The sequence below is a fragment of the Xanthobacter autotrophicus ATCC 700552 genome, assembly GCF_043194565.1.
Classification (GTDB): domain Bacteria; phylum Pseudomonadota; class Alphaproteobacteria; order Rhizobiales; family Xanthobacteraceae; genus Xanthobacter; species Xanthobacter autotrophicus_F.
In genome coordinates this window covers 223,392-249,120 of sequence record NZ_JBAFVS010000001.1, presented here as the reverse complement: position 1 = coordinate 249,120, position 25,729 = coordinate 223,392, and the positions used below count along the sequence as shown (strand labels likewise).

Here is a 25,729-nt window from a genome sequence, read left to right as displayed (position 1 = left end):
GATCGAACCACCGGGGTCCGCTGCAAGCCTCCGCGAAAGGTGCCCGATGTCGATCGCTCCCCGCTCCCACGGCCTGTGGGAGTTCACCGCCCCGCCGGCCCCGGTTCTCGCGGGCTTCTCAGGGACCCACCGGACCGACGTGGCCGTGGTGGGAGCCGGATATGCCGGGCTGTCGGCGGCGCTGCGCCTTGCCGAGGCGGGGGCGCGGGTGACCGTGCTGGAGGCGGCGGAGGTGGGCTTCGGCGGGGCGGGGCGCAATGTGGGCCTCGTCAATGCCGGCCTGTGGGTGATGCCCGATGCCATCCGCGCCGCTCTCGGTGAGGCGCGGGGCGCGGCGCTGATCGGCTTTCTGGGCGCGGCGCCGCAGGTGGTGTTCGATCTGGTGGCGCGGCACGCCATCCCCTGCGAGGCCGCGCCCGTGGGCACGCTGCATTGCGCCGTGGGCACTGCCGGACGCGCCGAGATCGAAGCCCGCGCCGCCCAGTGGCAGGCGCGGGGCGCGCCGGTGCGCCTGCTGGAGGCCGATGAGGCCCGGACCATGGTGGGCGGCGGCGCATTTTCCGGCGCGTTGCTGGATCTGCGCGCCGGCACCCTCCAGCCGCTCGCCTATGCGCGGGGGCTGGCGCGAGCGGCCCTCGACGCGGGGGCGCAGATCTTTCCGTCGAGCCCGGTGGTGGCGGCGGCGGAGACCGCCTCCGGCTGGCGGCTCACCACGCCGGGCGGATGCCTTGAGGCCGATCATCTCATCGCCGCCACCGACGCCTATGGCACCGGGCCGTTCGCCGTGCTGCGGCGCGAGCAGGTGCATCTCCCCTATTTCAACCTCGCCACCGCCCCGTTGCCGGCGGCGGTGCGCGACACCATCCTGCCCGGTCGGCAGGGGGCGTGGGATACGCAGGCCATTCTCACCTCGTTCCGGATGGATGCGGCGGGCCGGCTGGTGTTCGGCAGCGTCGGCGCCCTCGACCGCGCCGGCGGGGCCATTCACCGTGCCTATGCCCGGCGGGTGCTGGCGCGGCTTTATCCGCAGCTCGGCCAGATGGCCTCCGAGGTGGCCTTCGAGGCCGGCTGGCACGGCATGATCGGCATGACCGCCGACGCCCTGCCGCGCTTCCACCGGCTGGGGCGCACCGGCGTCGCCGTGGCCGGCTACAACGGGCGGGGCATCGCGCCGGGAACCGTGTTCGGCGCCCTGCTGGCGGACCTGGTGCTGGGCCGCCTGCGCGAGGATGAGGTGCCGCTGCCGCCAAGCGCGGTGAAGCCGGCCCGCTGGCGTCTGGCGCGGGAAGCCGTCTACGCCGCCGGCTCCGGCCTCGCCCATCTCGTCGCCGCGCGGTTCTGAGGCGCCGGCCGCGCGCTCCCTCGGCTTCACAACCCCGTTTCACCCCGGTTCCTCCCCCTGCCGATACGTCGGGAGGCGGCGCCGTTGCTCGACCTTCTATTAATAACTCAGATGGATTTATCTATTGACTCGTCATGCGCCCTGCGCTCAGATGCCATGCGGATTACGCATCCGTCCGGCAAGCGGAAACCGCGCCGGCGCATCTGGGAGGACGTATCGATGCACAGCTGGCCACGGCTGCTGATGGCAGTTTCTATCGCTGGCGCGGGCTGGGCCGCGACGTCGCCCACGCGGGCGGCGGAAAAGCCCGCCGACAAGCCTATCGTGGGCATCGTCATCAAGACCTCCACCAATCCCTTCTTCGTCAAGATGAAGGAGGGCGCGGAAGCCGCCGCGACGCGGCTGGGCATGGAATTGCGCTCCTTCGCCGGCAAGATGGACGGCGACACCGACGCCCAGGTCACCGCCGTGGAGAGCCTGATCGCCGCCGGCGCCAAGGGCATCCTGATTACCCCTTCGGATTCCCGCGCCATCGTGCCGGTGCTGGAGCAGGCACGGGCAAGGGGCATCCTGGTGATCGCCCTCGACACGCCGCTCGATCCCGCGAGCGCGGCCGACGCCACCTTCGCCACCGACAATTTCATCGCCGGCAAGATGATCGGCGAATGGGCGGCCAAGACCTTGGGCACCAATGCCAAATCGGCGAAGGTCGCGTTGCTCGACCTCAACGTGAACCAGATCTCCGTGGATGTGGACCGCGACCAGGGCTTCCTGTCCGGCTTCGGCGTGAACGTGGCCGACCCGGCCGTCATCGGCGACGAGAAGGACAGCCGCATCGTCGGCCACGACGTCACCCTCGGCAACGAGGAGGGCGGGCGCCGGGCCATGGAGAACCTGCTCCAGCGCGATCCCTCCGTATCCGTGGTCTACGCCATCAACGAGCCCGCCGCCGCCGGCGCCTATGAGGCGCTGCGCTCCATCGGCCGCGACAAGGACGTGCTGGTGGTGGCCGTGGACGGCGGCTGCCCCGGCGTGCGCAACGTGCAGGACGGCGTCATCGCCGCCACCGCCATGCAATTCCCCCTCGTCATGGCCCAGATGGGCGTCGAGGCGGTGCTGAAATACGCGACCGACGGCACCAGGCCCACGCCGACCGACGGGAAGGACTTCGTCAATACCGGCGTCGAGCTGGTCACCGACCGGCCGGTGCCGGGACTGTCCTCCATCGGCACCGATGCCGCCCTGAAGAAGTGCTGGGGCTGAGCGGCGCCAACGATAGCACGCGTGCGCCGGCCGGAACGGCCGCGGAGGGATCTGCAATGACAGACACGAGTGGGGAGAAACGCGGGATGCAGGCGTTCGAGACCGTCCTGAGCCAACAGGACACGCGGGTGGCGGAATTCGAGGTCCACGCCAGGTCCCCGCTCCAGATGCTGCAGCATTTCCTGCATGCCAACCCGACCGCGGTGCCCGCCATCGTGCTGGCGCTCGGGGTGGCGGTGTTCTCGGCGATCGTGGGGCCGCGCTTCTACTCGGCCTTCAACCTGTCGCTGATCCTCCAGCAGGTGACCATCATCTGCATCATCGGGGTGGCGCAGACGCTCATCGTGCTCACCGCCGGCATCGACCTGTCGGTGGGCGCGGTGATGGTGCTGTGCTCGGTCATCATGGGCAAGCTGGCCATCGCCATGGGCCTGCCGGTGCCGGTGGCCTTCGGCGCCGGGCTCGCCGCGGGCGCGGCCTGCGGGGCGTTCAACGGCTTGCTGGTGGTGCGGCTGAAGCTGCCGCCCTTCATCGTGACGCTGGGCACCTGGTCCATCTTCTTCTCGCTGAACCTCTGGTATTCCGGCGCCCAGACCATCCGCGCGCAGGACGTGGCGAAGGTCGCGCCCTTCCTGCAGTGGCTCGGCACGCCGGTGGACCTTTTGGGCGCCCGGCTCACCTACGGCACCTTCTTCATGCTGGGGCTGGTGGCCATCGTCTGGTACGTGCTCAACCGCACCGCGCTGGGCCGCCACATCTATGCGGTGGGCGATGATCCGGACGCGGCGCGCCTCGCCGGCATCCGCACCGACAAGGTGCTGTTCTGCGTCTATGTGGCGGCGGGCGTCATCTGCGCGCTCGGGGCCTGGGCGCTCATCGGCCGCATCGGCTCCATCAGCCCGCAGGCGGGGCAGACCACCAACCTCGACAGCATCACCGCGGTGGTGATCGGCGGGGCCAGCCTGTTCGGCGGGCGCGGCTCCATCATCGGCACCCTCATCGGCGCGCTCATCGTCGGCGTCTCGCGCTCCGGCCTCGCCTTGTCGGGGGTGGACGTGCTGTGGCAGGAATTCGCCGTGGGCAGCCTCATCATCGTCGCGGTCACCCTCGACCAGTGGATCCGGAAGGTGTCGGCATGAACACCGCCTCTCTCTCGACGGACACCGGCGTGCGCCGGCCCCTCATCGAGGCGCGCGGCCTCGTCAAGCGCTACGGTCGGGTGACGGCCCTCGACCAGGCCGATTTCGACCTTTATCCCGGGGAGATCCTGGCGGTGATCGGCGACAACGGCGCCGGCAAGTCCTCCCTGATCCGCGCGCTCTCCGGCGCGCTGGTGCCGGACGAGGGCGAGATCCGCTTCGACGGCAAGCCGGTGCATTTCCGCTCGCCCCTCGACGCGCAGGCGGCGGGTATCGAGACCGTCTACCAGTCGCTGGCGCTGGCGCCGGGCCTGTCCATCGCCGACAACCTTTTCCTCGGCCGCGAGTTGCGCAAGCCGGGGGTGCTTGGCTCGGTGTTCCGCATGCTCGACCGCAAGCGGATGCAGCGCATGGCCCGCGAGAAGCTCACCGAGCTGGGGCTGATGACGGTGCAATCCATCAACCAGCCGGTGGAGACGCTCTCGGGCGGCCAGCGGCAGGGCATCGCCGTGGCCCGCGCCACCGCCTTCGGCTCGCGGGTCGTGATCCTCGACGAGCCCACCGCCGCGCTGGGCGTGAAGGAATCCCGCCGGGTGCTGGAGCTGATCCTCGACGTGCGCCGGCGCGGCATCGCCGTGGTGCTCATCAGCCACAACATGCCCCATGTGTTCGAGATCGCGGACCGCATCCACATCCACCGGCTGGGGCGGCGGCTCACCGTGGTCCAGCCCGCGGCCTGCACTATGTCGGACGCCGTGGCGCTGATGACCGGCGCCCGCGCGCCGCAGGACATGGCGGCCTGAGGCTGCAACGGCGTGCTGCATTCCGCCCCGCCGGGGCCGTCCCGCGCGGGGCGGGCAGGTCAGGGCGCGAGCGCGGAAACAAACGCCCGGATCACGGCCTGCGTGCCATGGTCCGGGCGTCTTGCTGTCGGGGTGATGCGGAGCTGCGGGCGTTGCCCGGCGCGTGTCCCATCCCCGGCCCAGGGCCGGGGATGGCGACCCCGCGTTTTGCATGCCCGGCCTTGAGCCGGGCATCCGCGCCTCGTCTCCTGGACCACCGCTTGAAAGCCGTCCCGGCCCCCTCAGCTCGCCATGGCGAGGGGGAGACTGGCATCCACTTCGGCGGCGGTGGGCAGGTCCGCGCCGGCGCGCGAGCAGGTGATGGCGGCGGCGGCCGTGCCATAGGCCACCAATTCGCCCATGGCCTCGGTGTCGAGGGCGGCGATGGCGGCGCCTTCGAGCCGGCCGGTGCGATGGAGGCCGGCGAGCAGGGCGGCGTGGAAGGTGTCGCCGGCGCCCACCGTGTCGCGCACGATGACCGAGCGGCCCGGTACGCTGACCTCGCCGGCGCGGGAGAAGGCGGTGGCGCCCTTTTCCCCGCGGGTGATCACCACCAGCTTGGCGCCGAGGGTGAGGAACAGGCGGGCCGCATCGGCAAGGCCCATGCGCCCGCCGAAGGCGATGTGGATGTCCTCGTCGCTGGCCTTGACGATGTCCGCGGTGCGGAAGAAGCGCTCCGTCGTCTGCGCCCAGCGGGTGAGGTCGCCCACCACCCCCGGCCGCAGGTTGGGATCGATGCTGATGACGCGCCGCCCCGCTTCCCGCTCGGCCAGGGCCGCATAGGTGGAGGCCACCGGCTCCACCACCAGGGTGTAGGAGCCGAAGGTCAGGGCGCGCACCTCGTCCGGCAGGGCGGGGGGCAGGCGGTCGGGCGTGAGCATGCGGTCGGCCGCGCCGGCGCCGTGGAAGGAATAGACCGGCTGGCCGTCGGCCTGGGTGGCCACCACGGAGATGGTGGAGAGGCAGTCGGAACGCACGACGAAGCGCGGGTCCACGCCCTCGCGGGCCAGCACGTCCACGAGGTGGGTGCCGAAGCGGTCGCGGGAGATGCCGCCGAAGAAGGCGGTGGGCGCGCCGAGCCGGGCCAGCCCCACCGCCACGTTGAAGGGGGAGCCGCCGGCCACCGCGCGCGCGGGCATCTCGTTGCCCTCGGGGGCGCCCACCAGCAGGTCGACGAGGGCTTCGCCGCAGACCAGGATCATGCCGCGTCCCCTTCCGGCCGGATCACGCCCTTGCGCAGGATGATGTTGCCGTAGAGCCGGCGCTCGCCGCTGGCGACGATGGCATAGGCCGCGCGCACCCGCTCGTAGAATCCCGCGCCGGCGATGGGCACGAGGCTGAAGCCGGGCTCGCGGGCGGCGATGGCGCTCTCGAACTCCGAGAAGACGCTTTCCGTGCGCGCGCAGTCGCCGAAGGCGCAGGGGCGGAAGGCGGCCTCGGGCACGTCGGCATCCAGCGGCATCACGGAGAGCACGGCATCCACCAGGCGCGGGGCGTCGTGCCCGTCCATGCGCACCAGGCGCCGGGCATGGGCCTGCGCCGGATAATTGGCGTCCACGATGGCGATCTCGTCGCCGTGGCCCATGGCGCGCAGGGTGGCCAGCAGATCGGGACCCAGCAACGGGTCGATGCCTTTGAGCATGGTCAGTCCTTGAACAGAACGTCGAGGTCGCGGCCGAAGGTGTCGAGCAGGGGCAGGGCCGCCCCGCCGATGGCGCGCGCGGCGCGGCCCATGGTGCCGCCGACGATGCGGGTCTCGGTCAGGCCCTGCCGGTCAAGCCGGGCGAAGGCGGCGGCGGTGCGCTTCACCAGCCGGTCCCGCACCGCCGCCGGGAAGGCGCCGTCGATGACGATGGCTTCGAAATCCACCACGGCGAGGCAGGACGCGATGGCCTGGGCGAGGCCCTCGGCGGCCTCCTCGATCCAGGCCTCCACGGGCGCGGCGAAGCGGGTCCAGTCGTCCGGCTGTTCCCACAGCTGGGAGCCCTCGATGCCGATGGCGCCGAGCTGGCGCTCCAGCCGGTAGAGCGAGGCCGAGCGGATGAGCTGCTGGACGCCCGCGCCGCCCCCTGCGCCGCCCTCTGCGTCCCCTGTGCGGCTGCGGGCCACCACCGGCATGGAGCCGAAGGCGCCGGCATTGCCGCTGCGGCCGGGAAACAGGCTGCCGTTGAGCACGATGCCGCCGCCGATGAAGGTGGCGATGTAGAAATAGGCAAAGTCGCGATAGGCCGAGCCGCCGCCGAAGGTTAGCTCCGCGGCGCAGGCGGCGGTGGCGTCGTTCAGCACCCGCACCGGGCCGGGGGCGATGCGGGAAATCTCGGCCGCCATGTCGAAGTCGCGCCACCCGGCGAGGGCGTCCTTCGGGGCCTCCAGAACTTCCTCCCAGTTCCACAGCTCGAACGGCATGGCGATGCCGGTGCCGCAGATGCGCGCCTGGGCGGGGGTTGGAAGCGTCGCGATCAGGCCGGGAAAGGTGCGGCCGGCGAAGCCGATGAGCTGGTCGGGCAGGGGATAGGGATAGGTCAGGCGCTCGCGCCGGCGCACGCCCGCGACGAAGTCCATCAGCACCAGCTCGCAGGCGCGCCGGCCCACCACCATGCCGAGGCCATAGGCGCCATCGGGATTGAGCGAATAGGGCACCGCCGGCTGGCCGATGCGCCCGCGCTGGCGCTCACCGGCGCGCAGCAGGCCGTCGGCCTCCAGGCGGTTCATGACCACCGTGGTGGTCTGCAGCGACAGGCCGGTGAGGCGGGCGATATCCACCTTGGTCAGGCGGCCGTGGCGGCGGATGAGGGAGAGGATCAACCGCTCGTTGTAGAGGCGCACGCCGGTCTGGTTCGTGCCGCGCCCGTGCGAGGCGTGGACCGGGCCGGGATCGTCGTGGAGGGGGCTGCGCTGCATGAAATCCGTCGACCCCGTTCGGCGCCTTGGCGGGCGGTCCGGCGGCGCCCGCCATTGCGCGCCGGATCGTCTTATTCTCGCAGAATGATGAACTAGGACGCGCGCTTCGTCAATTAATAAATCTTATTGATTTATTAATACAGTCCGCCGGAGCCCACCGCCTCGCGCGACCCCTGCCCGCAGAAGGCGGCGTGCCGCTCAGAAGTGGTAGGCGATGCTCATGAAGGGGCCGTGAAGCGTCGTCGCGTAGCGGAAGTTCGAGCGGGGGCCGGTCGCCGATTCGTAGTCCGTATACAGCGCGCGATACCCGATGGCGGTGGACCATGTCTCGGTCCAGTTGTAGCCCACCGAGACCAGCCCTTGCGACGTCAGTTTGGAACTGGACGCGAGGCCGAAGCCGCCCACGTCGGCGAGGGCGTTGAGGAACCACTTCTCGGTGATGCGATATTGCAGGGCGAGGCCGAACACCGGATCCAGCCAGTCCTTCACGTCGGTTTCGGCCAGGGAGATGATGCCGCCGAAGGAGGACAGGGTGGTGTCGGCGGTCAACCGCTGGTAGCGGAAGCCCGCCGTGGCGCTGAGGTCGAAGCCCGGCCCGCCGATGGGCAGGCGATAGCCGGCGGCGCCGGAGACGATCAAGAGGCGCTGCGAAAGCCCGAACTGCGTGCCCCGGCCATCGTCGAGCGACTTGCTGGCGGTGAGCTGGGACCAGACCAGGTCGGCGAACAGCGTCCAGTCGTCCTTCTTGGCGAGGAAGCTGCCCATCGCCGCGCCGTCGAAATGGGACAGGATGTCGGCGAACGAGGCGTCCACCGGAAAGGCGGGCAGGTCGCGGATGCCGAGGTTGCCGTTGATGCCCGTGGCCCAGCCGTAGAGCACCGCCTCGAACTGCCATTTCGAGGCGGGCGGAGGCGCGAACGGCGATGGGGCGATGGCCGGGCTGGTGGCGAGGTCGGCGGCGCGGACGGGCGGGCTCAAAGCGCCGAGCCCGAACGACAGGGTTGCGGCCGGCAGGGCAAGGCAACAGGCCATCGCCGTGGCGCGCGCGCGCCGGCGCGGCCGCATGGCATGGACGGGCTGTCGATGCGTCCCCGCTGGAGCGGCGGTTTCGGTGCGACGCTGCGTCATATGTCCCCCTCGTGTCGTCAGTCCTCGGCCGCCCCAGGCACGCCTGTTGTCCCCATGTCGTGCGGCATTGCCTGAAGAACGGCGCCCGCCCTTTGGCAGCGGACGCCGCCCGTGGTCAGCAGGGGGGGTAGGGGTAATAGCCGCAATAGTAGGCAGGAGGCGGCGGCGCCGCCGCTGCAGCACCGATCGCGGCGCCGGCGGCAAGGCCCACGGCGGCGCCCGCCACGGCCGCGCCCGCCGGATAGTAGGGATGGCCGTACCAGGCGCCATGATAGACCGGCGCATGGTAATAGCCGCCGCCGTGATAGCCGTAGCCGCCCACATGCACCGCGCCGCCGCCATAGGGGCCGCGCACCGCCCAGGCGTCGATGAAGAGCGCCACCGGACCGCCGGGGGTCAGGGTGCCTTCCAGAACCGCCACGTCGAAGGTGAGGGTGGTGCCCTCCAGCTTCGGCGTCTTCAGCGTGACCACCACGTCGGACACCTCGCCGGGCTTGGCGCCCAGGACCGAGACGGTGGCATTGGGCGGATCGACGGCGAAGCTGTCCTTGCCCACATCCCACTGCATCAGGAACTGCTGGATCGTCTCGTGGCCGGCGGCGCGCACCGGGCGGTCGGCGAAGACGATGGTGTTGGTGGAGACGCCGGTGAGGGTCAGCTTGCTGCCCTCAAGCTTGGCGCCGGCGGCGTTGATCACGGCGAGCGAGGGGATCGGGCGATCGGCGTGGGGCACGCCGATGGCCTTCTGCAGCGGTACGTGCTGGGGCCTGGCCGCATCCTGCGCCAGTGCGGCGCTGCTGGTGAGGAGCAACGCCGCAGCGGCGAGGGATCTGGTCCAGCGGCGCGTGGGCCTCGGGGGGAATGGCAGGGTCGGGGTCATGATCTTGGCTTCCTTTCAAGCATGGCAGGGTCGGCAACTCACCACAGGTGTCATACCAACCGCCCCGGTCCATTCGGGTGCCGAGAGGGTTTCGCTCCGCCAGCCTGGGGTTCTCCAGTGGCGGATCTCAAGCCCGGTTCGGCACAACCGGAACCGGGCTGACCCCGGCGAGCGGGCCTCACCGGGGCTTTGATCATTTGCACGTATCGTCCGGAACGCACCCCCCTGCGCGCCGAAGGATGCCGGGTCCGGAGCGGGGGATAGGCGCTCGCGCCCCCCTATTTGGAGGGGCCGTCGCTGGCCTTCGCCGCCGCGTCGCGCAGCTTGGCGATATCCTCCGGTGTGAGCTTCGGCTGGTCGATGGCTAGCGTGATCTTGCCGACCTTGCCGGTGAAGGCGAACGGCACCTGATAATCCGCATCGTCCACCGGGGTGCCGGTGTCGGAGCCCACGTCCAGGTTCTCGTCCCAGGCGAGGATGAGCGGGATGGTGTGGGGCATGGACGCTGTCGCCACCACCTTGCCGTCCACGCTCAGCGTCCCGGTGCCACCCTGGCCGAGGCCGCTGCCGGAGCCGAAGGCCAGCGTCCCCATGCCGAGGCCGTCATACTTGAAGTTGAACACCAGGGTGTGCTTGCCCGGCGCCAGCGGCTCCGTGCCCTGCCATTTCACCCGCTTCAAGCCCACGAGATTCCAGGTGAAGGTCGGCTTGCCCTTGAGCAGGTAAAAGCCGTAGCCGGCGAACCGGCCGCCCTGGGTGATGAGCATGCCGTCGCCGCCGCCCTCGGGCACCACCACATCCGCCGTGAAGCTGTAGGAGGTGTTGAGCACCGACGGCGCGTCGCCATTGGGCGTGCCGATAAGTGGAGCGGTCCAGGTGAAGACGTTGCGCCCCGCCGTGATGCTCGGGCGCGGCGTCACGAGCCGCGTCGCGACGGTGGAGTCGAGGGGGAGCACCTGATACTTCCGGGCCTCGGACCAGAACAGGTCCGCCATCGCCTTCACCCTGTCGGGATGCTTGGCCGAGACATCCTCATACTGCGTCCAGTCGTCCGCGAGATTGTAGAGTTCCCACGGATACTTGGACGGATCGAGCCCGGCCCCGGCCTGGACCTCCCACGGCGGACGCATCACCTTGCTGCTCAGCATCCAGCCGTCGTGATAGATGGCATGGTCGCCCATCATCTCGAAATATTGGGTCTTGTGGGTGGAGGGGGCGGCCGCGTTGGCCTTGTCGAAGGTATAGGCCATGCTGACCCCTTCGATGGGGGCCTGCCTGACGCCGTCCACCGTGTCGGGGGCCTTGATGCCGCTGGCCTCCAGGATGGTGGGCACGATGTCGATCACATGGTGGAACTGGGTGCGGATGCTGCCCTTGTCCTTGATCGCCTTGGGCCAGGAGATGGCCACGCCCTGCTTGGTGCCGCCGAAATGGGAGGCCACCTGCTTGGTCCAGGAGAAGGGGGTGGAAAACGCCCAGGTCCAGCCCACCGCCATGTGGTTGTAGGTCTTGTCCGTGCCCCAGACGTCGTAGAAATACTTCAGCTGGTCCGCGACCGGCACGTCGATGCCGTTGAACATGGCGACTTCGTTGGGGGTGCCGATGAGCGTGCCTTCGGCGCTGGAGCCGTTGTCGCCGCTGATATAGATGATCAGCGTGTTGTCGAGCTTGCCCATGTCCTCGACCGCCTGGATGACGCGGCCGATCTCGTGGTCGGTATACATCAGGAAGGCGGCGTAGACATCCACCTGACGCTTGAACATCTTCTGTTCGTCGTCGGTGAGCTTGTCCCAGCGCTTCAGAAGGTCATCCGGCCACGGCGTCATCCTGGCGTTCTGGGGAATGACGCCGAGCTTCTTCTGGTTTGCGAAGATCTGGTCGCGCAGCGCGTTCCAGCCCTTGTCGAACAGGTGCAGCTGCGTCGCCTTCTCGACCCATTCGGGGGTCGGATGGTGCGGGGCGTGGGTGCCGCCGGGCACGTAATAGACAAAGAACGGCTGCTCCGGCGTCAGGGTGTTGATCTTGTTCATGTAGGCGATGGCCTCGTCCGCCATGGCCGTGGTCAGGTTGAACGAGGGATTGCCCAGGAAAGGATAGATATAGGTGGTGTTGCGGGCCAGGTTGTCCGGCTGCCACTGGCTGGTGTCGCCGCCCATGAAGCCGTAGAAATACTCAAACCCCATGCCCGTGGGCCACTGGTCGAACGGGCCGGTGGAGATGGCCTGGAAGGCCGGCGTGTTGTGGTTCTTGCCGAACCACGAGGTGCGATAGCCGTTGTCCTTCAGGATCTTGCCGATGGTGGCCTTGTCGTCGGTGATCATGCTGTTGTAGCCCGGATAGCCCGTGGCCATCTCAGACACCACGCCGAAGCCGACGGAATGGTGGTTGCGCCCGGTGATCAGCGCGGCGCGGGTGGGCGAGCACAGCGCTGTGGAGTGGAAATTGGTATAGCGCAGCCCATCGTTGGCGATGCGGTCGAGGTTGGGCGTGGGGATGACGCCGCCGAAGGTGGAGGGCGCGCCGAAACCCACGTCGTCCGTCATGATGAGCAGCACGTTGGGGGCGTCCGCGGGGGGCACGATCCGCGCCGGCCAGAACGGCTTGGAGTCCTGCGCCAGCTCCTTGATCACGCCATCGAACGTCTGCGGCGGGGTCGGGATCTGGCTGCCGTCGATCACGATGGTGGAATCCGCCGCGCCGGGCGTGCCGTTGATTTTCTGGGCGCTGGCAGGCAGGGCGGCGGCGAGCACGGCGAGGCCGGCCGTCAAAGCCAGGGCGAAGATGCGCGCCATGTTTTGTTTCCTCTGGAAATAGAGGTAGCCCATGCTTCTCACCGGTCTTCCTGCCGAGTTGTAGTAGAAGCCGCCATCGGCAGGTTTTGGACCAGTATCGGGCGCGAAGGAACGCATATCCCCTGCCCCGGGTCAATGCGCGTCGCCGGTCATGGGAAGCCGAACTAGGCCGTACGCGCCATCACGTCACCGAGCCTCGCCTGGGTCGGTCGTGGTCCGCGGCCGTGGTCCGCGGCCGTTCACGCCACCAGCGCCACCACGGCGGCATTGAGCAGTGTGGCCGCTGCGCGCGGGTTGAGGCGCACCTGAAGCCCGCGCTGGCCGCCATTGATGAAGACCGCGTCGTGGTGCACCGCCTGCTCTTCCATGGCGGTGGGCACCGTCTTCATCTGTCCGAAGGGGCTGATGCCGCCCACCTTGTAGCCGCTCATGCGCTCGGCGTCGGCCGGCTTCATCATCTGGGCCGACTTGCCGCCGAATGCGGCGGCCAGCTTCTTCATGGAGACCTCGTGGTCTGACGGCACGATCACGCAGACCGCCTTGCCGTCCACCAGCGCCATCAGCGTCTTCAGCACGCGCGCCGGCGTCTCCCCCAGGGCCTCGGCGGCCTGGATGCCGATGCGGTCCGCGTCGGGGTCATAATCGTAGCTGTGGACGGTGAAGGCGATCTTCGCCTGCTCCAGCATCTTGGTCGCCCGCGTCTTCGACATCCCCACACATCCCGTCCTGATCCGGTGGGCACCCATGTTGGTCCGCGCGGCCGGACTTGGGAAGCGGGACGGGGAAGGTTGCCTTGGGAGGATGCGTCACGCGGGCCAGATGCAGGTCGCCCCCGTGGCGATGAACCTGCAGGGCGGCGGCGCCGGATTTCACGTCCGCGAAAGTGCGGATCGTGGTCCGCACCGTCATGTAAAACGGGCACACCCCGCAGATGGCTTGCCTCGATGCGGCACGTGGCCGGAAGCAGTCCATCCGCGGGGCGTACCCGTCTGATTCTCTCGTCTTAAGCTTGGAGCCGGATCCGGCTCTGAGGGCGGCCTCGGATGCGACCGCCCCCACCGGGCCGGGCCTCAGCCGTTGCCGAGGCCGCGGTCACCCTGCTCCAGGAACAGGCGGTCCTGCTCGGTGATGGTCTGCTGGTCCTTCTGTCCGGAGAAGACGTTGAAGGGCTGGGTGGCCTTGCTGTCCTGGTGGGTGGCGGGGGCATAGGCGCGGGGCGTCTCCCGCGCGGTGTTCTGGCCGTTCTCCTGCGCCACGGCGGCGGTGGAGACGAGGGCGGTAGACACGAGGGCGGTGGAGGTGAGAGCGAGCGCCGAAACGGCGGCGATGAGCAGATGACGCATGGATTGTTTCCTTATGTGATCGCAATCTGTCGAGGCAGGCGTGCTGCCGAAGCACGGGCGTGCTGCCCGATGCCCAGACCCTAGGGGGCGCCTGTCGCAGAACTGTCTCCGCAAACCGCCCCGATCGTCGTCAAATGTCGCGTCCGGCGTCCACGACACAGGCCGGTACACTTGCGCCCCGCGGGGCCGGTCGATGGGCGGCTTCCGCCACCCCGGCCAGGGTTTCGGCACAGGCGGCGGTGGAGCGCGAAACGGGCGCGGGCAAAGGCGAAAGCGCCCCTCCCGCGCGCCAGATGGCCGCCTGTGATCCCAAATCCGTGAACGGTTACAGTCTGGTACACTTTTGCAGTGGGCAATGCGCGCGCCCGGCCTATGGTCCTTGAAGGAGCAGCAGGAATGGACAGCGCACCCCATATCGCGATCGTGGACGACCACCGCGACATCCGCGATCTCGTCGGCAAGTACCTGACCCAGCACGGCTATCGCACCAGCCTCGCGGACAGCGCGGCGGCGCTCAGGCGGCAGCTGGAGCGCGGGGCCGCGCCCGATCTCGTGGTGCTGGACGTGATGATGCCGGGCGAGGACGGGCTGTCCCTGTGCCGCTTCCTGCGCAGCACCACCGAGTTGCCGGTGATCCTCCTCACCGCCATGGCGGAGGAGACCGACCGCATCGTCGGCCTCGAGATCGGCGCCGACGACTACCTCACCAAGCCCTTCAGCCCACGCGAGCTGCTGGCGCGCATCAAGGCGGTGCTGCGCCGTGTCCACAGCCTGCCGCCGCAGAAGGGGCATATCACGGCGAAGACCTTGCGCTTCGACCGCTGGAAGCTGGACGTGGGTCGCCGCGAACTGATGGCCGAGGACGACGTGGCCGTGCCGCTCAGCACTGCCGAGTTTCGGCTCCTGTGCGCCTTCCTCGACCATCCCGGCATCGTGCTGAGCCGCGACCAGTTGCTCGACCTCACGGCGGGGCGCAGCGCCGATCCGTTCGATCGCAGCATCGACAACCAGGTCAGTCGGCTGCGCAAGAAGATCGAGGCCGATCCCAAGGTGCCCGCCCTCATCAAGACCCACTGGGGCGGCGGCTACAGCCTTGCAGCGGAGGTGGAACGCTCATGATCCGCCTGTTCCGGCGCAGCCTCGCCGCGCGCTTCATCTGCTTCACCCTGGTCATTCTCGCCCTGTCGCAGGTGGTGGCGTTCTCGATCTCGTGGGACCAGCACGGCCAGTCCATGCGCAAGGTGGCCAAGGGCGAGATGCTGAGCCGCTGCGCCGCGCTGGTGCGGGTGCTGGAAGCCACGCCACCGTCCCTGCAGGGCGACATTTTGCGCGCCAGCGCCACCACACTCACGCGCTACTGGATCTCGCCGGCAGCGCCGAAGCCGCCGGCTGAATGGCGCAGCGCCGCCTGGAGCGAACTGCGCCGGCCGTTGCCGCGCGTCTACTTTCCCGGTCATGGCGGGGCGGGCGAGGATGCCTCGCAGGCGTCCCAGCCGCCGAAGGAGCCGCACGCCGGCGGCTCGCCGGAGTGGATGGGGCTGTCGCAGGAGGTCTGGCCGCTGCCCAACCTGGCCCGGTTCATCTATCTGGATGGCGCCAGCGGCATGGGCATCGCCACGCAATTGTCCGACGGTTCGTGGCTCAATGCGGTATTCGTGAAGCCCGGCCCCGAGGGGTTCTGGACCACCCGCTCGGTCACCTTCCTCGCCCTTGCGGGCGTCTTCTTCTGCATACTCGCGGTGGTGGCCGCGCAGGGTATCACGCGGCCGCTGCGGCGGCTGGCGCACGCGGCGGAGGCGCTTGGCCGGGGTGAGAAGATCGATCCCCTGCCCGAGAGCGGCCCGGACGACGTGACGGCCATTGCCTTCAACCGCATGCAGGAACGCCTGACGCGGTTCGTGGATGATCGCACCCGCATGCTCGCGGCCCTCGGCCACGATCTGCGCACGCCGCTCACCTCCCTGCGCCTGCGGGCCGAGTTCGTTGCCGACGACGACCTGCGCGAGAAGATGCTCGGCACCATCGCCGAGCTGCAGGGCATGACGGAAGCCAGCCTTGCCTTCGTGCGCGCCGACGCCACCGCCGAGGCGACCCGCACGGTGGAGCTGTCCGCCCTGGTGGAAAGCCTGTGCGACGACCTCGCCGAGATCGGCTGGGACGTCACGTTCGAGGACTCCCCCAAGGTCGGCTGCCGCTGCCGGCCGGATGCGGTGCGCCGCGCCTGCCGCAACCTGGTGGAAAATGCGGTGCGCTATGGCGAGCGGGCGCGGGTGCGGGTGGAGCGCAGCGGCGATGCCGCCCTGATCGTGGTGGAGGATGACGGGCCGGGCATTGCAGAGGAGCTGAAGGAGCAGGTGTTCGCCCCCTTCTTCCGGCTGGAGAGTTCCCGCTGCCGGGAGACCGGCGGCCATGGCCTGGGCCTTGCCATCGTCCGCACGGTGGCACGCCGCCACGGCGGCGACGTGACCCTCGCCAACAGGGGGGGCGGGCTCACCGCCATCTTCAGCCTGCCCCTGGCCGGCAGCGGGGCCGTGCCCGATTTGGGGACCCCGGAGCGATCCGGGTCCCTGCCGCACGGCCTTGCCGCGACCTCGTGACCTGAGGCGAATGCCGGCCTTCCCCAGGGTCGCCTCATTCACAGTTTCTTGTGCATTCTCAATATGTTGCTCTTAGGCGCTGTCTGCGTTGGCGGGCGGCGCGCCGGCACGGCAAGGGCGTTTCGGCCGGCGGGCGTGGCCGGCGCGCCCTTTCCCGCGGGCGCCCGATGGCCTATTTGCGCGCTCAAGCTTCTTATCTCCCCGAGATCCCCGCGCATGATACGCCTCGACAATATCGGCAAGCAGAACGGCAAGCAGATCGTCTTCATCGAAGCCTCGGCGGCGCTGCTGAAGGGCGAGAAGATCGGCCTCGTCGGCCCCAACGGCGCCGGCAAGACCACGCTGTTCCGCATGATCACCGGCGAGGAACCCCCGGACGAGGGGCAGGTGAGCGTCGATCGCGGCATCACCATCGGCTATTTCAGCCAGGACGTGGGCGAGATGGAAGGCCGCAGCGCTCTGGCCGAGGTGATGGACGGCGCCGGCCCGGTGAGCGTCGTCGCCGCCGAGCTGAAGGAGCTGGAGACGGCCATGGCCGATCCCGAGCGCGCCGACGAGATGGACGCCATCATCGAGCGCTACGGCGAGGTGCAGGGCCGGTTCGAGGAACTGGGCGGCTACGCGCTGGAGGGCCGCGCCGCCGAGGTGCTGGCCGGGCTCGGCTTCAGCCAGGAGATGATGGACGGCGACGTGGGCAAGCTCTCCGGCGGCTGGAAGATGCGGGTGGCGCTGGCCCGCATCCTGCTCATGCGCCCGGACGTGATGCTGCTGGACGAGCCGTCCAACCATCTGGACATCGAGAGCCTGATCTGGCTCGAGGCCTTCCTGAAGGGCTTCGACGGCGCGCTGATGATGACCTCTCACGACCGTGCCTTCATGAACCGCATCGTCACCAAGATCGTGGAGATCGACGCCGGCGCGCTCACCACCTATTCGGGCGACTATGAATTCTACGCCCAGCAGCGGGCGCTGAACGAGAAGCAGCAGCAGGCCCAGTTCGAGCGCCAGCAGGCCATGCTGGCCAAGGAAATCCAGTTCATCGAGCGGTTCAAGGCCCGCGCCTCCCACGCCGCGCAGGTGCAGAGCCGGGTCAAGAAGCTGGACAAGATCGACCGGGTGGAGCCGCCCCGCCGCCGCGAGAGCGTGTCGTTCGAGTTCCAGCCCGCGCCGCGCTCCGGCGAGGACGTGGCGAGCCTGAAGGGCGTGCACAAGAGCTACGGCAGCCGCACCATCTACGAGGGGCTGGATTTCCATGTGCGCCGCCGCGAGCGCTGGTGCGTCATGGGCGTGAACGGCGCCGGCAAGTCCACCCTGCTGAAGCTGGTGACCGGCACCACGGCGCCGGACGCCGGCACGGTGGCGGTGGGTGGCAGCGTGAAGATGGCCTATTTCGCCCAGCACGCCATGGAGGTGCTGGAGGGCGAGCGCACCGTATTCGAGACTTTGGAAGATTCATTTCCCCAGGCCGGGCAGGGCGCCTTGCGGGCGCTCGCCGGCTGCTTCGGCTTCTCCGGCGACGATGCCGAGAAGCGCTGCCGGGTGCTGTCGGGCGGCGAGAAGGCCCGCCTCGCCATGGCGCGGATGCTCTACGACCCGCCCAACTTCCTGGTGCTGGACGAGCCCACCAACCATCTCGACATCGCCACCAAGGAAATGCTGATCGCCGCTCTGGCGGATTATGAGGGCACCATGCTGTTCGTCTCGCACGACCGGCATTTCCTCGCCGCCTTGTCCAACCGGGTGCTGGAACTGACCCCCGACGGCATCCACCAATATGGTGGCGGCTATACGGAATATGTGGCCCGCACCGGCCAGGAGGCCCCCGGCCTGCGCACCTGATCCGGCGAGAAAGCGATCAGTAGCGCAGGCGGGCGTAATAGGAGGTCTGCGCCGCCGCGCGGGCCTGCCCCAGGGTAAGGATGCCGCGTGCGCGCAGCAGCGGCAGCAGCTTCAGGAAGATCTCGGCGGTGGCCAGCGCGTCGCCCAGCGCCGTATGGCGGCCCGAGACGGCGACGCCGAGGCGCGCCGCCATGGCTTCCAGGCCGTGGCTCTCTTCCCCCGGATGGACGATGGCGGCGAGCAGCAGGGTGTCGAGCACCGGCTGGTCGAAGCGCACGCCGCTGGCGTTCTCCTTGAGGGTCAAAAAGCGCATGTCGAAGGCCACATTGTGGCCCACCAGCACGGTGTCGGCGGCGAAGGCGTGGAAGGCGGGCAGCACCCGCAGCAGGGTCGGCTTGCCGCGCACCATCTCCGGGCGGATGCCGTGCACCGCGATACCGGCCTCCGGGATGGAGCGTCCGGGGTCCACCAGCTGGTCGAAGCATTCGCTGCCGAGCAGCCGGCCGTTGACGATGCGGGTGGCGCCGATCTGGAGGATCTCGTCGCCGCCGGCGGGGTCAAGGCCGGTGGTCTCGGTGTCGAACACCGTATAGGCGATCTCGCCCAGCGGCCGCTCGTCGCTCTCGCGGCTCTGCGCGCTCGCGGCGAACAGGTCGAAGTCGTAATAGGCCGGGCGGCTTTCGCCGGGAGCGGGCACCTGCGGCGTCGTGCCGGCGGCCACCGGCAGCAGGAAGCGGAACAGCGCGCCCGAGCCGTCGCGGGCATGCTCCAGCCACAGCTCGCCGCCGTGCCGCTCCACCACGTCCCGCACCGTGAGGGGGGAGGGGGCATCCCCGCTCTGCATGGGGCGGGTCTGCCAGCCGGCGAGGTCGAGGCCGGGAGCTGGGCCCCGGAACACCAGGTCGAGATGGGCGCGGCCGCCGGCCGGCGCCAGGCGCAGGGCGAGCCTGGGAACCTCCAGCGCCTCCGTCAGCCGGGCGGCGAGGAAGGCGAGGGCCTGGATCAGGGCGAAGCTGTCCACGCTCAGCCAGATGTCGGCGTCCACCGCGCTGGTGTCCACCTCCTGCCCGGTCTCGGCCGCGATGCGCTGCGCGGCGGCGGCGGCAAGGTCGGCGCCCAGCATGTCCTGCAGCGGCCAGCGGGTCTTCATGTCGTGGGAGGCGTCGGCGGCCAGCGTGGTGAGGCGGTGGCTCATGGCGCCCACCTCGTCGCGCACCACGGCCTGGAAGCGCTCCCGGTCGGCGGGCTCCAGATCCGGATAGTCCAGCATGTCGAGGGCGGCCTGCATGCTGGCGAAGGATGCCCGGCTCGCTTCCGAGAGGTCGAGCCAGCGGCTGTCCTGCCGCGAGCGGGCCTCGTATTCGTCGGTGATGTCGTCGAGCAGCAGCACGAAGCCGGTAACGTCGCCCTTGTCGTCCGCCGCCGCGCGCACCGGGGCGAGCGACACCTGGATGAGGTGGCCGAGGGGGGTCGTGGTCACGAAGCGCGCCGAGGCGCGCGCGTCGCCGCGGGCGATGCGCCGGGCGATGCCCTCCCGCGCATGATCGATGAGGGCGCGGTCGATGACCGCATGGATGGACCGGCCGAGGCCGATCAGCTCGGCGCCCGCCACGCCCCCCGGCGCCTGCGACAGATGGCGGAAGAGGGCGCGCGCCCGGGCATTGTAGAGCAGGATCCGCCCTTCGAGATTGAGCACCACCACCGATTGCTCCAGCTCCGCCATCAAAGCGGCGAGCTGGTCGCGCTGGAGCGCCACGTCGCGGCTGGCGTCGGCCACGAGGCGGGCCATGTCGTCCTCAAGGGCGCGGCGCTGGCCGGCGAGGGCGTTGATGGCCTCGGCCAGCGCGCCCATGCCGGCGCCGGCCTGCGGGGGCAGCGGCGGGGCGGCGGCGTCGCCGGCCAGCACCCGGGTGGCGTCGGCGAGGCGGGCCGGGGCCTCCCCATAGGTGGCATAAAGGCGCTGGGCGAGCACCCCGGCACCGAGGGCGGCCACGAACCACCACAGCACCAGCAGCATGCCGTGGCTGTCGACGAGGGGGGCGATGGCATCGGCGATGGCCGTCCGGTCGGCGGGGTCCAGCGTCGAGAAAAGCAGGCCGGCGCCGCCGAGCAGCCAGAGGCCAAGAAGTGCGCCCGGCGCCAGGACAATCAGCGCCAGGCGCCGGTCGAAGCTCATGCCGGCAGGTCCTTCGGCATTTCGCCCGCCGCTGCGCTGGCCGTGGCCAATTCCCGCGCGGCCGTATCCTTGGCCAGCATGTCCTTCACCTGCTGCACCAGATCGCGGGTGGAGAAGGGCTTGGTGACATAGGCGTCCGCCCCCGCCCCCACGCCGCGCGCCATGTCGGTCTCGCGGCCCTTGGCGGTGAGCATGACGATGCAGGTGGAGCGCACGTCGGCATCGGCCCGCACCGCCTCGCACACGTCGAAGCCGGACATGCCGGGCATGGTGGCGTCCAGCAAAACGAGGCGCGGATGCTCGCGGCGGATGGCGTCCAGCGCCTGACGGCCGTCACGGGCCACCAGCACGTCGAAGCCTTCGCGCTTCATCATGAATTCCAGCGAGACGACGATATTGGGCTCGTCGTCGGCGATGAGCACCTTGGTGCAGGCGACGGCGCCGATGCTCGGGGCAGGGCTGGATTCTGGAATCATGGCGTTTCCTCCCTCTTGTTGCCGCCGGCCGCGGTTTCCACCGTGCCTGCGGGTTCGGATGCGGCAGGGCCAGGCCCCTCCGCACCGGCATCTGGCTGGAAGGGCAGTCGGAACGCGAAGCACGCCCCGCTGCCGTCTTGGTTCTCCAGCCACATCCTGCCGCCGAAATGATCCACGATCCGGCGGCTGATCGGAAGCCCCAGCCCGGTGCCGGGGGGGCGGGTCAGGGCGTCGCCACCCTGACGGAACTTCTCGAATATGGTGTCGCGCTCGCCCTCGGGTACCCCCGGTCCATTGTCTTTCACCCGAACGGTGAGGCCGTCACCGTCCACCTCAAGGCTGACGATGATGCGCCCGTTTTCGGCCGGGACGAACTTAACCGCATTGGAGATGAGGTTCAGCATCACCTGCGTCAGCCGGTCCGGGTCGGCGCGCAGGGTCGGCACCGCCTCCGGGGCCTCGAACAGGATTTCGGCGCCCCGGCCGCGCGCCAGCTCGGTGGTGGCGGTGACGGCGTCGCGGACGAGGCGGCGCATGTCCACGTCGGCGCTGTGCCATTCGCCATGGCCGGATTCCAGCTTGGCCATGTCCAGCACCTGATTGACCAGCCGGCCCAGCCGCTCGCTCTCGCCCACGATGATGGCGAGGAACTCCTGGCGCTGGGGCTCCTCCATGTCGGGGGCGTCCAGCATCAGCTCGGACAGGGCGCGGATGGCGGTGAGCGGGGTGCGCAATTCGTGGGTGACGGAGGAGACGAAGTCGTCCTTCAGCTCGTCCAGGGTGCGTAGCTGGGCGTTGGCGGCGGACAATTCGGCCGAGGCGATCTCCAGCGAGCGGGATTTCTCCTCCAGCGCCAGCGCATATACGCGCAATTGCGAGGCCTCGTTCAGGATTTCCATGACGTCGGCGGGGCTGAGCGGCTCTTCCTCCGCCACCGCCGCCACCAGCACCCGCGCCGAGGCGCTGCCCACCACGCCGGCCAGGCGCCGCTCCACCTTGTCCACGAGGCGGGCGTCGGCGGTGAGGTCGGTGCCCACGGCGACGCCGCTCTCGTGGGCGTGCTCGGCGAAGATCTGGCGCGCGGCGTCGGGGCCGAGCAGGCGGCTCGCCAGCGCCATCAGGTCGGCCGGCCGGGCGCGCCCGCGCCAGAACACCGGGTCGGCCGCGCCGGCGGTTCCCGTGGCCTGGCCGCGGGCGAACACGTCCACGAACAGCAGCGCCTGGCTCGCCTCCCGCCCCGAGGGTGCGCGCCACAGGGACAGGCCCACATAGAGGGCGACGTTGACGGTGAGGCTCCAGAACAGGGCGTGGGAGAGGTTGTCGAGGCCGGCGAGGCCGAACAGGCGTTCCGGGGCGAGGGCGGTGATCCCGAACGGGCCGTGGGTGAGGAAAGCGTCGTCGATCCATCCCGATTTCGCCACCGAGGGCAGCATTAGGGTGTAGGCCCACACCAGGAAGCCGCCGGCGAGGCCCCCCAGCGCCCCGGCGCGGGTGGCCTCGCGCCAGTACATGCCGCCGAACAGGGCGGGGGCGAACTGGGCCACGGCGGCAAAGCTGATGAGGCCGATGGAGACCAGCGCATAGGCCTCCCCCGCCACCTGGAAATAGAGGTAGCCCAGAAGCAGGATAACGAGGATGGCGGCGCGGCGGATGTTGAGGATGAGCGCCGTGAGGTCGCCGCCGGCGCGCGCGCCGAAAGTCTTGAGCCGCAGCAGGGCCGGCATGACGAGATCGTTGCAGACCATGGTGGAGACGGCGATGGTCTCCACGATCAGCATGCCGGTGGCGGCGGAGAGCCCGCCCACATAGGCGAACAGCGCCAGCCCCGTGGCCCCGTTCGCCAGCGGCAGGGAGAGCACGAAGGTTTCCGGGTCCGCGCCATGCTGGCCGAACAGCAGCATGCCGCCCAGCGCCAGCGGCAGCACGAAGATGTTGATGACGAGGAGATAGGCCGGAAACACCCAGGCGGCGCGCTTCAGGTGCCGTTCGTTCACGCATTCCACCACCATCATCTGGAACTGGCGCGGCAACAGCAGCACCGACAGCATGGAGAGCAGCGTCAGCGTGAACCACTGGGCATAGCCGAAGGCGCCGGCACCGCCTTCGCCGCCGAGGCGCAGCAGGGATGAAAGCTCGGGCACCGCCTTGGCCCGCGCCCAGATGTCGGCCATGCCGTCGAACAGGCCGTAGGTGACGAATAGGCCCACGGCGAGGAAGGCCACCAGCTTGACGAGGGATTCGAACGCCACCGCCGCCACCATGCCCTCGTGCCGCTCGGCGCTGTCGAGGTGGCGGGTGCCGAACAGGATGGTGAAGAGGGCCAGCGCCAGCGTCACCAAAAGCGTGCCGTCTTGCCACCAGGCCACGCTCGCCCCGCCGCCCGCGGTCCCGGTGAGCAGCACGTAGCCGGAGGACACCGCTTTGAGCTGCAGCGCGATATAGGGAACGATGCCCACCACGGTGATGAGCGTGACCAGCGCCGCCACCAGCGGGCTCTTGCCGTAGCGGCTGGCGATGAAATCGGCGATGGAGGTGATGCGGTAGGTGTGGGCGATGCGGATCATCTTGCGCACCACGACCCACGCCAGCAGCATGGCGAGCATGGGCCCAAGATAGATGGGCAGGAACCACACGCCCGTCGCGGCGGCACGCCCGACGCTGCCGAAATAGGTCCAGGCGGTGCAGTAGACCGCCAGCGACAGGGCATAGATCCACGCGTTGCCGATGATCGAGCGGCCTTCTCGCGCGCGCCGGTCGGCGAAGGCGGCGACGGCGAACAGGAGCGCGAGGTAGAACACCGCCGCGCCCACCACCACGGGCGCGGAGATCATGGCGCCTCCATCGGGGGGTGCTGCGCCGGAAAGTGCTGCGCGGGGGGCCGCTGCGGCCCTTCTCGCAGGGGCAGTGTCGGGGGCCAGATCGGGGACGCGGCCTTGGGCCGGCGCTCGCTCGCCACCGCGAGGGCGGCGATCAGCCCCGCCCAGATGGCGAACAGGGCCACCGGCAGGAGCGGCAGGCCCAGCACGCTCACATCCGCGTCCCACACCATGAGCAGCGGGAAGTTGAAGGCGAGGACGCCGACGCCGAACAGCGCCAGCAGGATCTGCGGGCGCGGGCCGCGCTCCGGGGGGGCGTGCGCTTCCGCGGCCGCAGGAGGCGCCGGCGGGGGTGGGGACGGGTCGCCCGTATTCGGGTCGCCCGGGGTCTGGTCGCCCGGGGTCACAGGGCGTCGAACCGGTAGTGCCGGGACAGCCATTGCTTGAAGCCTCGCACGATGGCGAGGGCCTCCTTCAGCGCCTGGCGTTCCAGCGTGCCAAGATCGGTGAGGCGGATGGCATTGCCGGGGGGGCGGCCGTCCGCCATCTGGCGCAGGTTGTTGGCGAGCTTGAGCGAGATGAGCAGGCGCAGCGCGTCGGTGAGGTCGCGGGCGAAGCTCGCCTCCATGTGGCCGGTGGCCACCAGCGCCTGAAGCCGGTCGGCGGTGCCCAGCGCGGGAATGCGATGTTCCAGCGCCAGGGCGCGGGTGCCGTGGACCAGCGGGAAGATGCCCAGCTTCTTGATGTCGATCTCGGCGGCCGCACGCCCGGTGAGGCCGGGCAGGCGCGTCCACCAGCCGCCGCCCTCGCCGAACCGCTCCACCGCCTGGGCGAAGCGGGCGAAATAGCCGGCGTCGTTCATCATCAGGAAGTCCACGTGGTCGCGCGCCGCCTTCAGCAGCGCGGCGTCCCCCGCCACCGGGGCGGCATCGAGGAAGATGGCGAGATTCATGGGCCCCTCGCGATCGCCGCCGTGGATCCACTGCCGCAGCGTGTCCTTGAAGGCGGACACGTTCTGGCACCACAGGGGCCGGCTCAGCATGATGCCGCCGGGGCAGGGCGGATAGCCGAAATCGATCAGCGCCGCGGTGAAACGCGCGGTGATGTCGTCGAGGTCGTCGCAGGCGAAGCCGTCGGCCAAAAGCAGGGCGTTGTCCTGGTCGGTCTTGATGATCTGCTCGCCGCGCCCCTCCGAGCCCATGACGATGAGGCAGGAGTTGGCGCGAAGCGCGTCCGGAGCCAGCATCTCCCACAGCCGGCGGAACACCTGCCGGTTCAGTTCGCCCACCAGCGCCGCGATCACCTCCACCCGCACGCCGTCGGCATCGAGCACGCCGACGAGGCTGTCGATCTGGCGCGCGGCGGCCTTCAACTCGTCGAGGCTGGTGGCCTGCTCGGCCTCCAGGGCGATGAGATGGGAGTGGTTGGCGACGAAGGCCATGAGGTCGAGCTGGCCGAGCACGCCGACGATGCCGGCTTCATCCGTCCCCTCGCGCACCAGCACCCGATGGATGCGGTGGCGCAGCATGAGGATGAGGGCTTCGAACAGCTCGGCGTCGGGGCTGACGGACCAGGGGTCGAAGGTTGCCACCTCCCGCACCGGCAGGCGGGCGGGCGGGGTCTCGCCCAGCAGCGCGTCGCGCAGGTCGGTGGTGGTGAAGATGCCGATGCGGCCGCCGTCGCGCACCAAAGCTTCGCTGAGCCCGCGCTCGGACAGGGCGCGGCAGAGGCTGACGAGGTCCATGGCCCCGTCCACGTAGAACGGCTTGCGCAGGAACACGTCGCGCACCCGCGAGGTCATCAGCGAGATGAACTCGCGGCGCTCCCGGCTTGTATCAACGGCTGGTCGGCCTGAATCCTGGGACATTGATCTTAGCCCGCGCGGCGCCTGAGCGAGACTCTCCCGGCTCGGGTCGGAGGCCGGGGCCGGTGGTTTCAACGTCGAAACCCGCCCGGTTCCGGGCGGGCTGGGGGGCGGAGTGTGTCCGAAGCGACCGGCAAGCGGGGCTCTTCGCGTCGCCTGCGTCGCTTGGCTTGAGAGGCGGATGAACCGGTCCTGCCGGGTCCACCGGACCTGCTCCGCATCCGAACCGGGGGGTGTTGATCCGGCTGTCCTGGTTTGCGGTGCCGGGAGGAACTCGCGCGGGCGCCGGCTTGTGCCTGCGGCCCGGGCTTGTATCTGCGGCCCATGAGCC

The 25,729-nt window shown here is 69.8% G+C and carries 20 protein-coding genes; 7 read left to right on the top strand and 13 right to left on the bottom strand.

Annotated elements, in window-relative coordinates:
* Positions 1 to 46 precede the first annotated feature (46 nt).
* The 4 genes from V5F48_RS01200 (at position 47) to V5F48_RS01185 (ending at position 4,547) form a co-directional block, all read left to right on the top strand.
* On the top strand, positions 47 to 1,342 hold the full coding sequence (locus V5F48_RS01200) for an NAD(P)/FAD-dependent oxidoreductase (protein ID WP_394039261.1): 1,296 nt from the start codon (positions 47 to 49) through the stop codon (positions 1,340 to 1,342).
* Positions 1,343 to 1,561: 219 nt separating this feature from the next.
* Positions 1,562 to 2,605: a sugar ABC transporter substrate-binding protein gene (locus V5F48_RS01195; protein WP_394039259.1), complete on the top strand. Its 1,044-nt coding sequence runs from the start codon at positions 1,562 to 1,564 to the stop codon at positions 2,603 to 2,605.
* A 56-nt stretch (positions 2,606 to 2,661) separates the two neighbouring features.
* Positions 2,662 to 3,744, top strand: coding sequence for an ABC transporter permease (locus tag V5F48_RS01190; RefSeq protein ID WP_394039257.1), 1,083 nt, complete (start codon positions 2,662 to 2,664; stop codon positions 3,742 to 3,744).
* Positions 3,741 to 4,547, top strand: coding sequence for an ATP-binding cassette domain-containing protein (locus tag V5F48_RS01185; RefSeq protein ID WP_394039255.1), 807 nt, complete (start codon positions 3,741 to 3,743; stop codon positions 4,545 to 4,547). The genes V5F48_RS01190 and V5F48_RS01185 overlap by 4 nt, the downstream gene beginning before the upstream one ends.
* A 281-nt stretch (positions 4,548 to 4,828) precedes the next feature.
* Here the strand turns inward: V5F48_RS01185 and V5F48_RS01180 are convergent, their stop codons facing one another.
* The 8 genes from V5F48_RS01180 to V5F48_RS01145 all read right to left on the bottom strand — a co-directional run bounded on the left by V5F48_RS01180 (position 4,829) and on the right by V5F48_RS01145 (position 13,630).
* Positions 4,829 to 5,788, bottom strand: coding sequence for a carbohydrate kinase family protein (locus V5F48_RS01180; RefSeq protein ID WP_394039253.1), 960 nt, complete (start codon positions 5,786 to 5,788; stop codon positions 4,829 to 4,831).
* Complete coding sequence (locus V5F48_RS01175; RefSeq protein ID WP_394039251.1) at positions 5,785 to 6,228, bottom strand: RbsD/FucU family protein; 444 nt, start codon at positions 6,226 to 6,228, stop codon at positions 5,785 to 5,787. Before V5F48_RS01175 ends, V5F48_RS01180 begins: the two co-directional genes overlap by 4 nt.
* Before the next feature lie 2 nt (positions 6,229 to 6,230).
* The gene (locus V5F48_RS01170; protein ID WP_394039250.1) at positions 6,231 to 7,487 is read right to left on the bottom strand and encodes an ROK family transcriptional regulator; all 1,257 of its coding nucleotides are present in this window, start codon (positions 7,485 to 7,487) and stop codon (positions 6,231 to 6,233) included.
* Between the two features lie 198 nt (positions 7,488 to 7,685).
* Positions 7,686 to 8,615 carry a hypothetical protein gene (locus V5F48_RS01165; protein ID WP_394039248.1) on the bottom strand — a complete coding sequence of 310 codons (930 nt, stop codon included), beginning with the start codon at positions 8,613 to 8,615 and terminating at the stop codon, positions 7,686 to 7,688.
* A gap of 115 nt (positions 8,616 to 8,730) precedes the next feature.
* Positions 8,731 to 9,495, bottom strand: a complete 765-nt coding sequence (locus tag V5F48_RS01160; protein ID WP_394039246.1) for a hypothetical protein — start codon at positions 9,493 to 9,495, stop codon at positions 8,731 to 8,733.
* Between the two features lie 278 nt (positions 9,496 to 9,773).
* Positions 9,774 to 12,287, bottom strand: coding sequence for an arylsulfatase (locus V5F48_RS01155; RefSeq protein ID WP_394039244.1), 2,514 nt, complete (start codon positions 12,285 to 12,287; stop codon positions 9,774 to 9,776).
* A gap of 239 nt (positions 12,288 to 12,526) precedes the next feature.
* Positions 12,527 to 12,997, bottom strand: coding sequence for a Cys-tRNA(Pro) deacylase (ybaK, locus tag V5F48_RS01150; protein ID WP_394039242.1), 471 nt, complete (start codon positions 12,995 to 12,997; stop codon positions 12,527 to 12,529).
* 360 nt (positions 12,998 to 13,357) lie between these two features.
* A complete protein-coding gene (locus tag V5F48_RS01145) occupies positions 13,358 to 13,630 on the bottom strand; it encodes a hypothetical protein (RefSeq protein ID WP_394039240.1) in 273 nt (90 codons plus the stop codon).
* 396 nt (positions 13,631 to 14,026) lie between these two features.
* Here V5F48_RS01145 and V5F48_RS01140 point away from each other — a divergent pair, with 396 nt between their 5' ends.
* From V5F48_RS01140 to V5F48_RS01130, 3 genes are all read left to right on the top strand, one after another.
* The gene (locus tag V5F48_RS01140) at positions 14,027 to 14,749 is read left to right on the top strand and encodes a response regulator (RefSeq protein ID WP_394039238.1); all 723 of its coding nucleotides are present in this window, start codon (positions 14,027 to 14,029) and stop codon (positions 14,747 to 14,749) included.
* Positions 14,746 to 16,227 (top strand): ATP-binding protein, encoded by a 1,482-nt coding sequence (locus V5F48_RS01135; protein ID WP_394039236.1) that lies wholly within the window; start codon positions 14,746 to 14,748, stop codon positions 16,225 to 16,227. Before V5F48_RS01140 ends, V5F48_RS01135 begins: the two co-directional genes overlap by 4 nt.
* Positions 16,228 to 16,443: 216 nt before the next feature.
* Entirely contained in the window at positions 16,444 to 18,066 is a 1,623-nt protein-coding gene (locus V5F48_RS01130) for an ABC-F family ATP-binding cassette domain-containing protein (protein ID WP_394039234.1), read from the top strand.
* 16 nt (positions 18,067 to 18,082) lie between these two features.
* On the opposite strand, the gene V5F48_RS01125 is transcribed toward V5F48_RS01130, so the two are convergent.
* From V5F48_RS01125 to V5F48_RS01105, 5 genes are read right to left on the bottom strand one after another with little or no spacing between them, the layout of a single operon-like run.
* A complete protein-coding gene (locus V5F48_RS01125; RefSeq protein ID WP_394039232.1) occupies positions 18,083 to 20,242 on the bottom strand; it encodes a 3'-5' exonuclease in 2,160 nt (719 codons plus the stop codon).
* Positions 20,239 to 20,718: a response regulator transcription factor gene (locus V5F48_RS01120; RefSeq protein WP_394039230.1), complete on the bottom strand. Its 480-nt coding sequence runs from the start codon at positions 20,716 to 20,718 to the stop codon at positions 20,239 to 20,241. Before V5F48_RS01120 ends, V5F48_RS01125 begins: the two co-directional genes overlap by 4 nt.
* Positions 20,715 to 23,549, bottom strand: a complete 2,835-nt coding sequence (locus tag V5F48_RS01115; RefSeq protein ID WP_394039228.1) for an ATP-binding protein — start codon at positions 23,547 to 23,549, stop codon at positions 20,715 to 20,717. The genes V5F48_RS01120 and V5F48_RS01115 overlap by 4 nt, the downstream gene beginning before the upstream one ends.
* Positions 23,546 to 23,941, bottom strand: coding sequence for a hypothetical protein (locus tag V5F48_RS01110; RefSeq protein WP_394039226.1), 396 nt, complete (start codon positions 23,939 to 23,941; stop codon positions 23,546 to 23,548). Before V5F48_RS01110 ends, V5F48_RS01115 begins: the two co-directional genes overlap by 4 nt.
* Complete coding sequence (locus V5F48_RS01105; RefSeq protein WP_394039224.1) at positions 23,938 to 25,401, bottom strand: putative nucleotidyltransferase substrate binding domain-containing protein; 1,464 nt, start codon at positions 25,399 to 25,401, stop codon at positions 23,938 to 23,940. Before V5F48_RS01105 ends, V5F48_RS01110 begins: the two co-directional genes overlap by 4 nt.
* Between the last annotated feature and the right edge of the window lie 328 nt (positions 25,402 to 25,729).

Bases quoted from the DNA above. Each gene is read 5' to 3' on its own strand.
- V5F48_RS01125 (WP_394039232.1), bottom strand. From the start codon at position 20,242: ATGAGCTTCGACCGGCGCCTGGCGCTGATTGTCCTGGCGCCGGGCGCA.
- V5F48_RS01115 (WP_394039228.1), bottom strand. From the start codon at position 23,549: ATGATCTCCGCGCCCGTGGTGGTGGGCGCGGCGGTGTTCTACCTCGCG.
- V5F48_RS01195 (WP_394039259.1), top strand. From the start codon at position 1,562: ATGCACAGCTGGCCACGGCTGCTGATGGCAGTTTCTATCGCTGGCGCG.
- V5F48_RS01170 (WP_394039250.1), bottom strand. From the start codon at position 7,487: ATGCAGCGCAGCCCCCTCCACGACGATCCCGGCCCGGTCCACGCCTCG.
- V5F48_RS01120 (WP_394039230.1), bottom strand. From the start codon at position 20,718: ATGATTCCAGAATCCAGCCCTGCCCCGAGCATCGGCGCCGTCGCCTGC.
- V5F48_RS01190 (WP_394039257.1), top strand. From the start codon at position 2,662: ATGACAGACACGAGTGGGGAGAAACGCGGGATGCAGGCGTTCGAGACC.
- V5F48_RS01175 (WP_394039251.1), bottom strand. From the start codon at position 6,228: ATGCTCAAAGGCATCGACCCGTTGCTGGGTCCCGATCTGCTGGCCACC.
- V5F48_RS01130 (WP_394039234.1), top strand. From the start codon at position 16,444: ATGATACGCCTCGACAATATCGGCAAGCAGAACGGCAAGCAGATCGTC.
- ybaK (WP_394039242.1), bottom strand. From the start codon at position 12,997: ATGTCGAAGACGCGGGCGACCAAGATGCTGGAGCAGGCGAAGATCGCC.
- V5F48_RS01200 (WP_394039261.1), top strand. From the start codon at position 47: ATGTCGATCGCTCCCCGCTCCCACGGCCTGTGGGAGTTCACCGCCCCG.
- V5F48_RS01135 (WP_394039236.1), top strand. From the start codon at position 14,746: ATGATCCGCCTGTTCCGGCGCAGCCTCGCCGCGCGCTTCATCTGCTTC.
- V5F48_RS01180 (WP_394039253.1), bottom strand. From the start codon at position 5,788: ATGATCCTGGTCTGCGGCGAAGCCCTCGTCGACCTGCTGGTGGGCGCC.
- V5F48_RS01160 (WP_394039246.1), bottom strand. From the start codon at position 9,495: ATGACCCCGACCCTGCCATTCCCCCCGAGGCCCACGCGCCGCTGGACC.
- V5F48_RS01165 (WP_394039248.1), bottom strand. From the start codon at position 8,615: ATGACGCAGCGTCGCACCGAAACCGCCGCTCCAGCGGGGACGCATCGA.
- V5F48_RS01105 (WP_394039224.1), bottom strand. From the start codon at position 25,401: ATGTCCCAGGATTCAGGCCGACCAGCCGTTGATACAAGCCGGGAGCGC.
- V5F48_RS01145 (WP_394039240.1), bottom strand. From the start codon at position 13,630: ATGCGTCATCTGCTCATCGCCGCCGTTTCGGCGCTCGCTCTCACCTCC.
- V5F48_RS01185 (WP_394039255.1), top strand. From the start codon at position 3,741: ATGAACACCGCCTCTCTCTCGACGGACACCGGCGTGCGCCGGCCCCTC.
- V5F48_RS01140 (WP_394039238.1), top strand. From the start codon at position 14,027: ATGGACAGCGCACCCCATATCGCGATCGTGGACGACCACCGCGACATC.
- V5F48_RS01155 (WP_394039244.1), bottom strand. From the start codon at position 12,287: ATGGCGCGCATCTTCGCCCTGGCTTTGACGGCCGGCCTCGCCGTGCTC.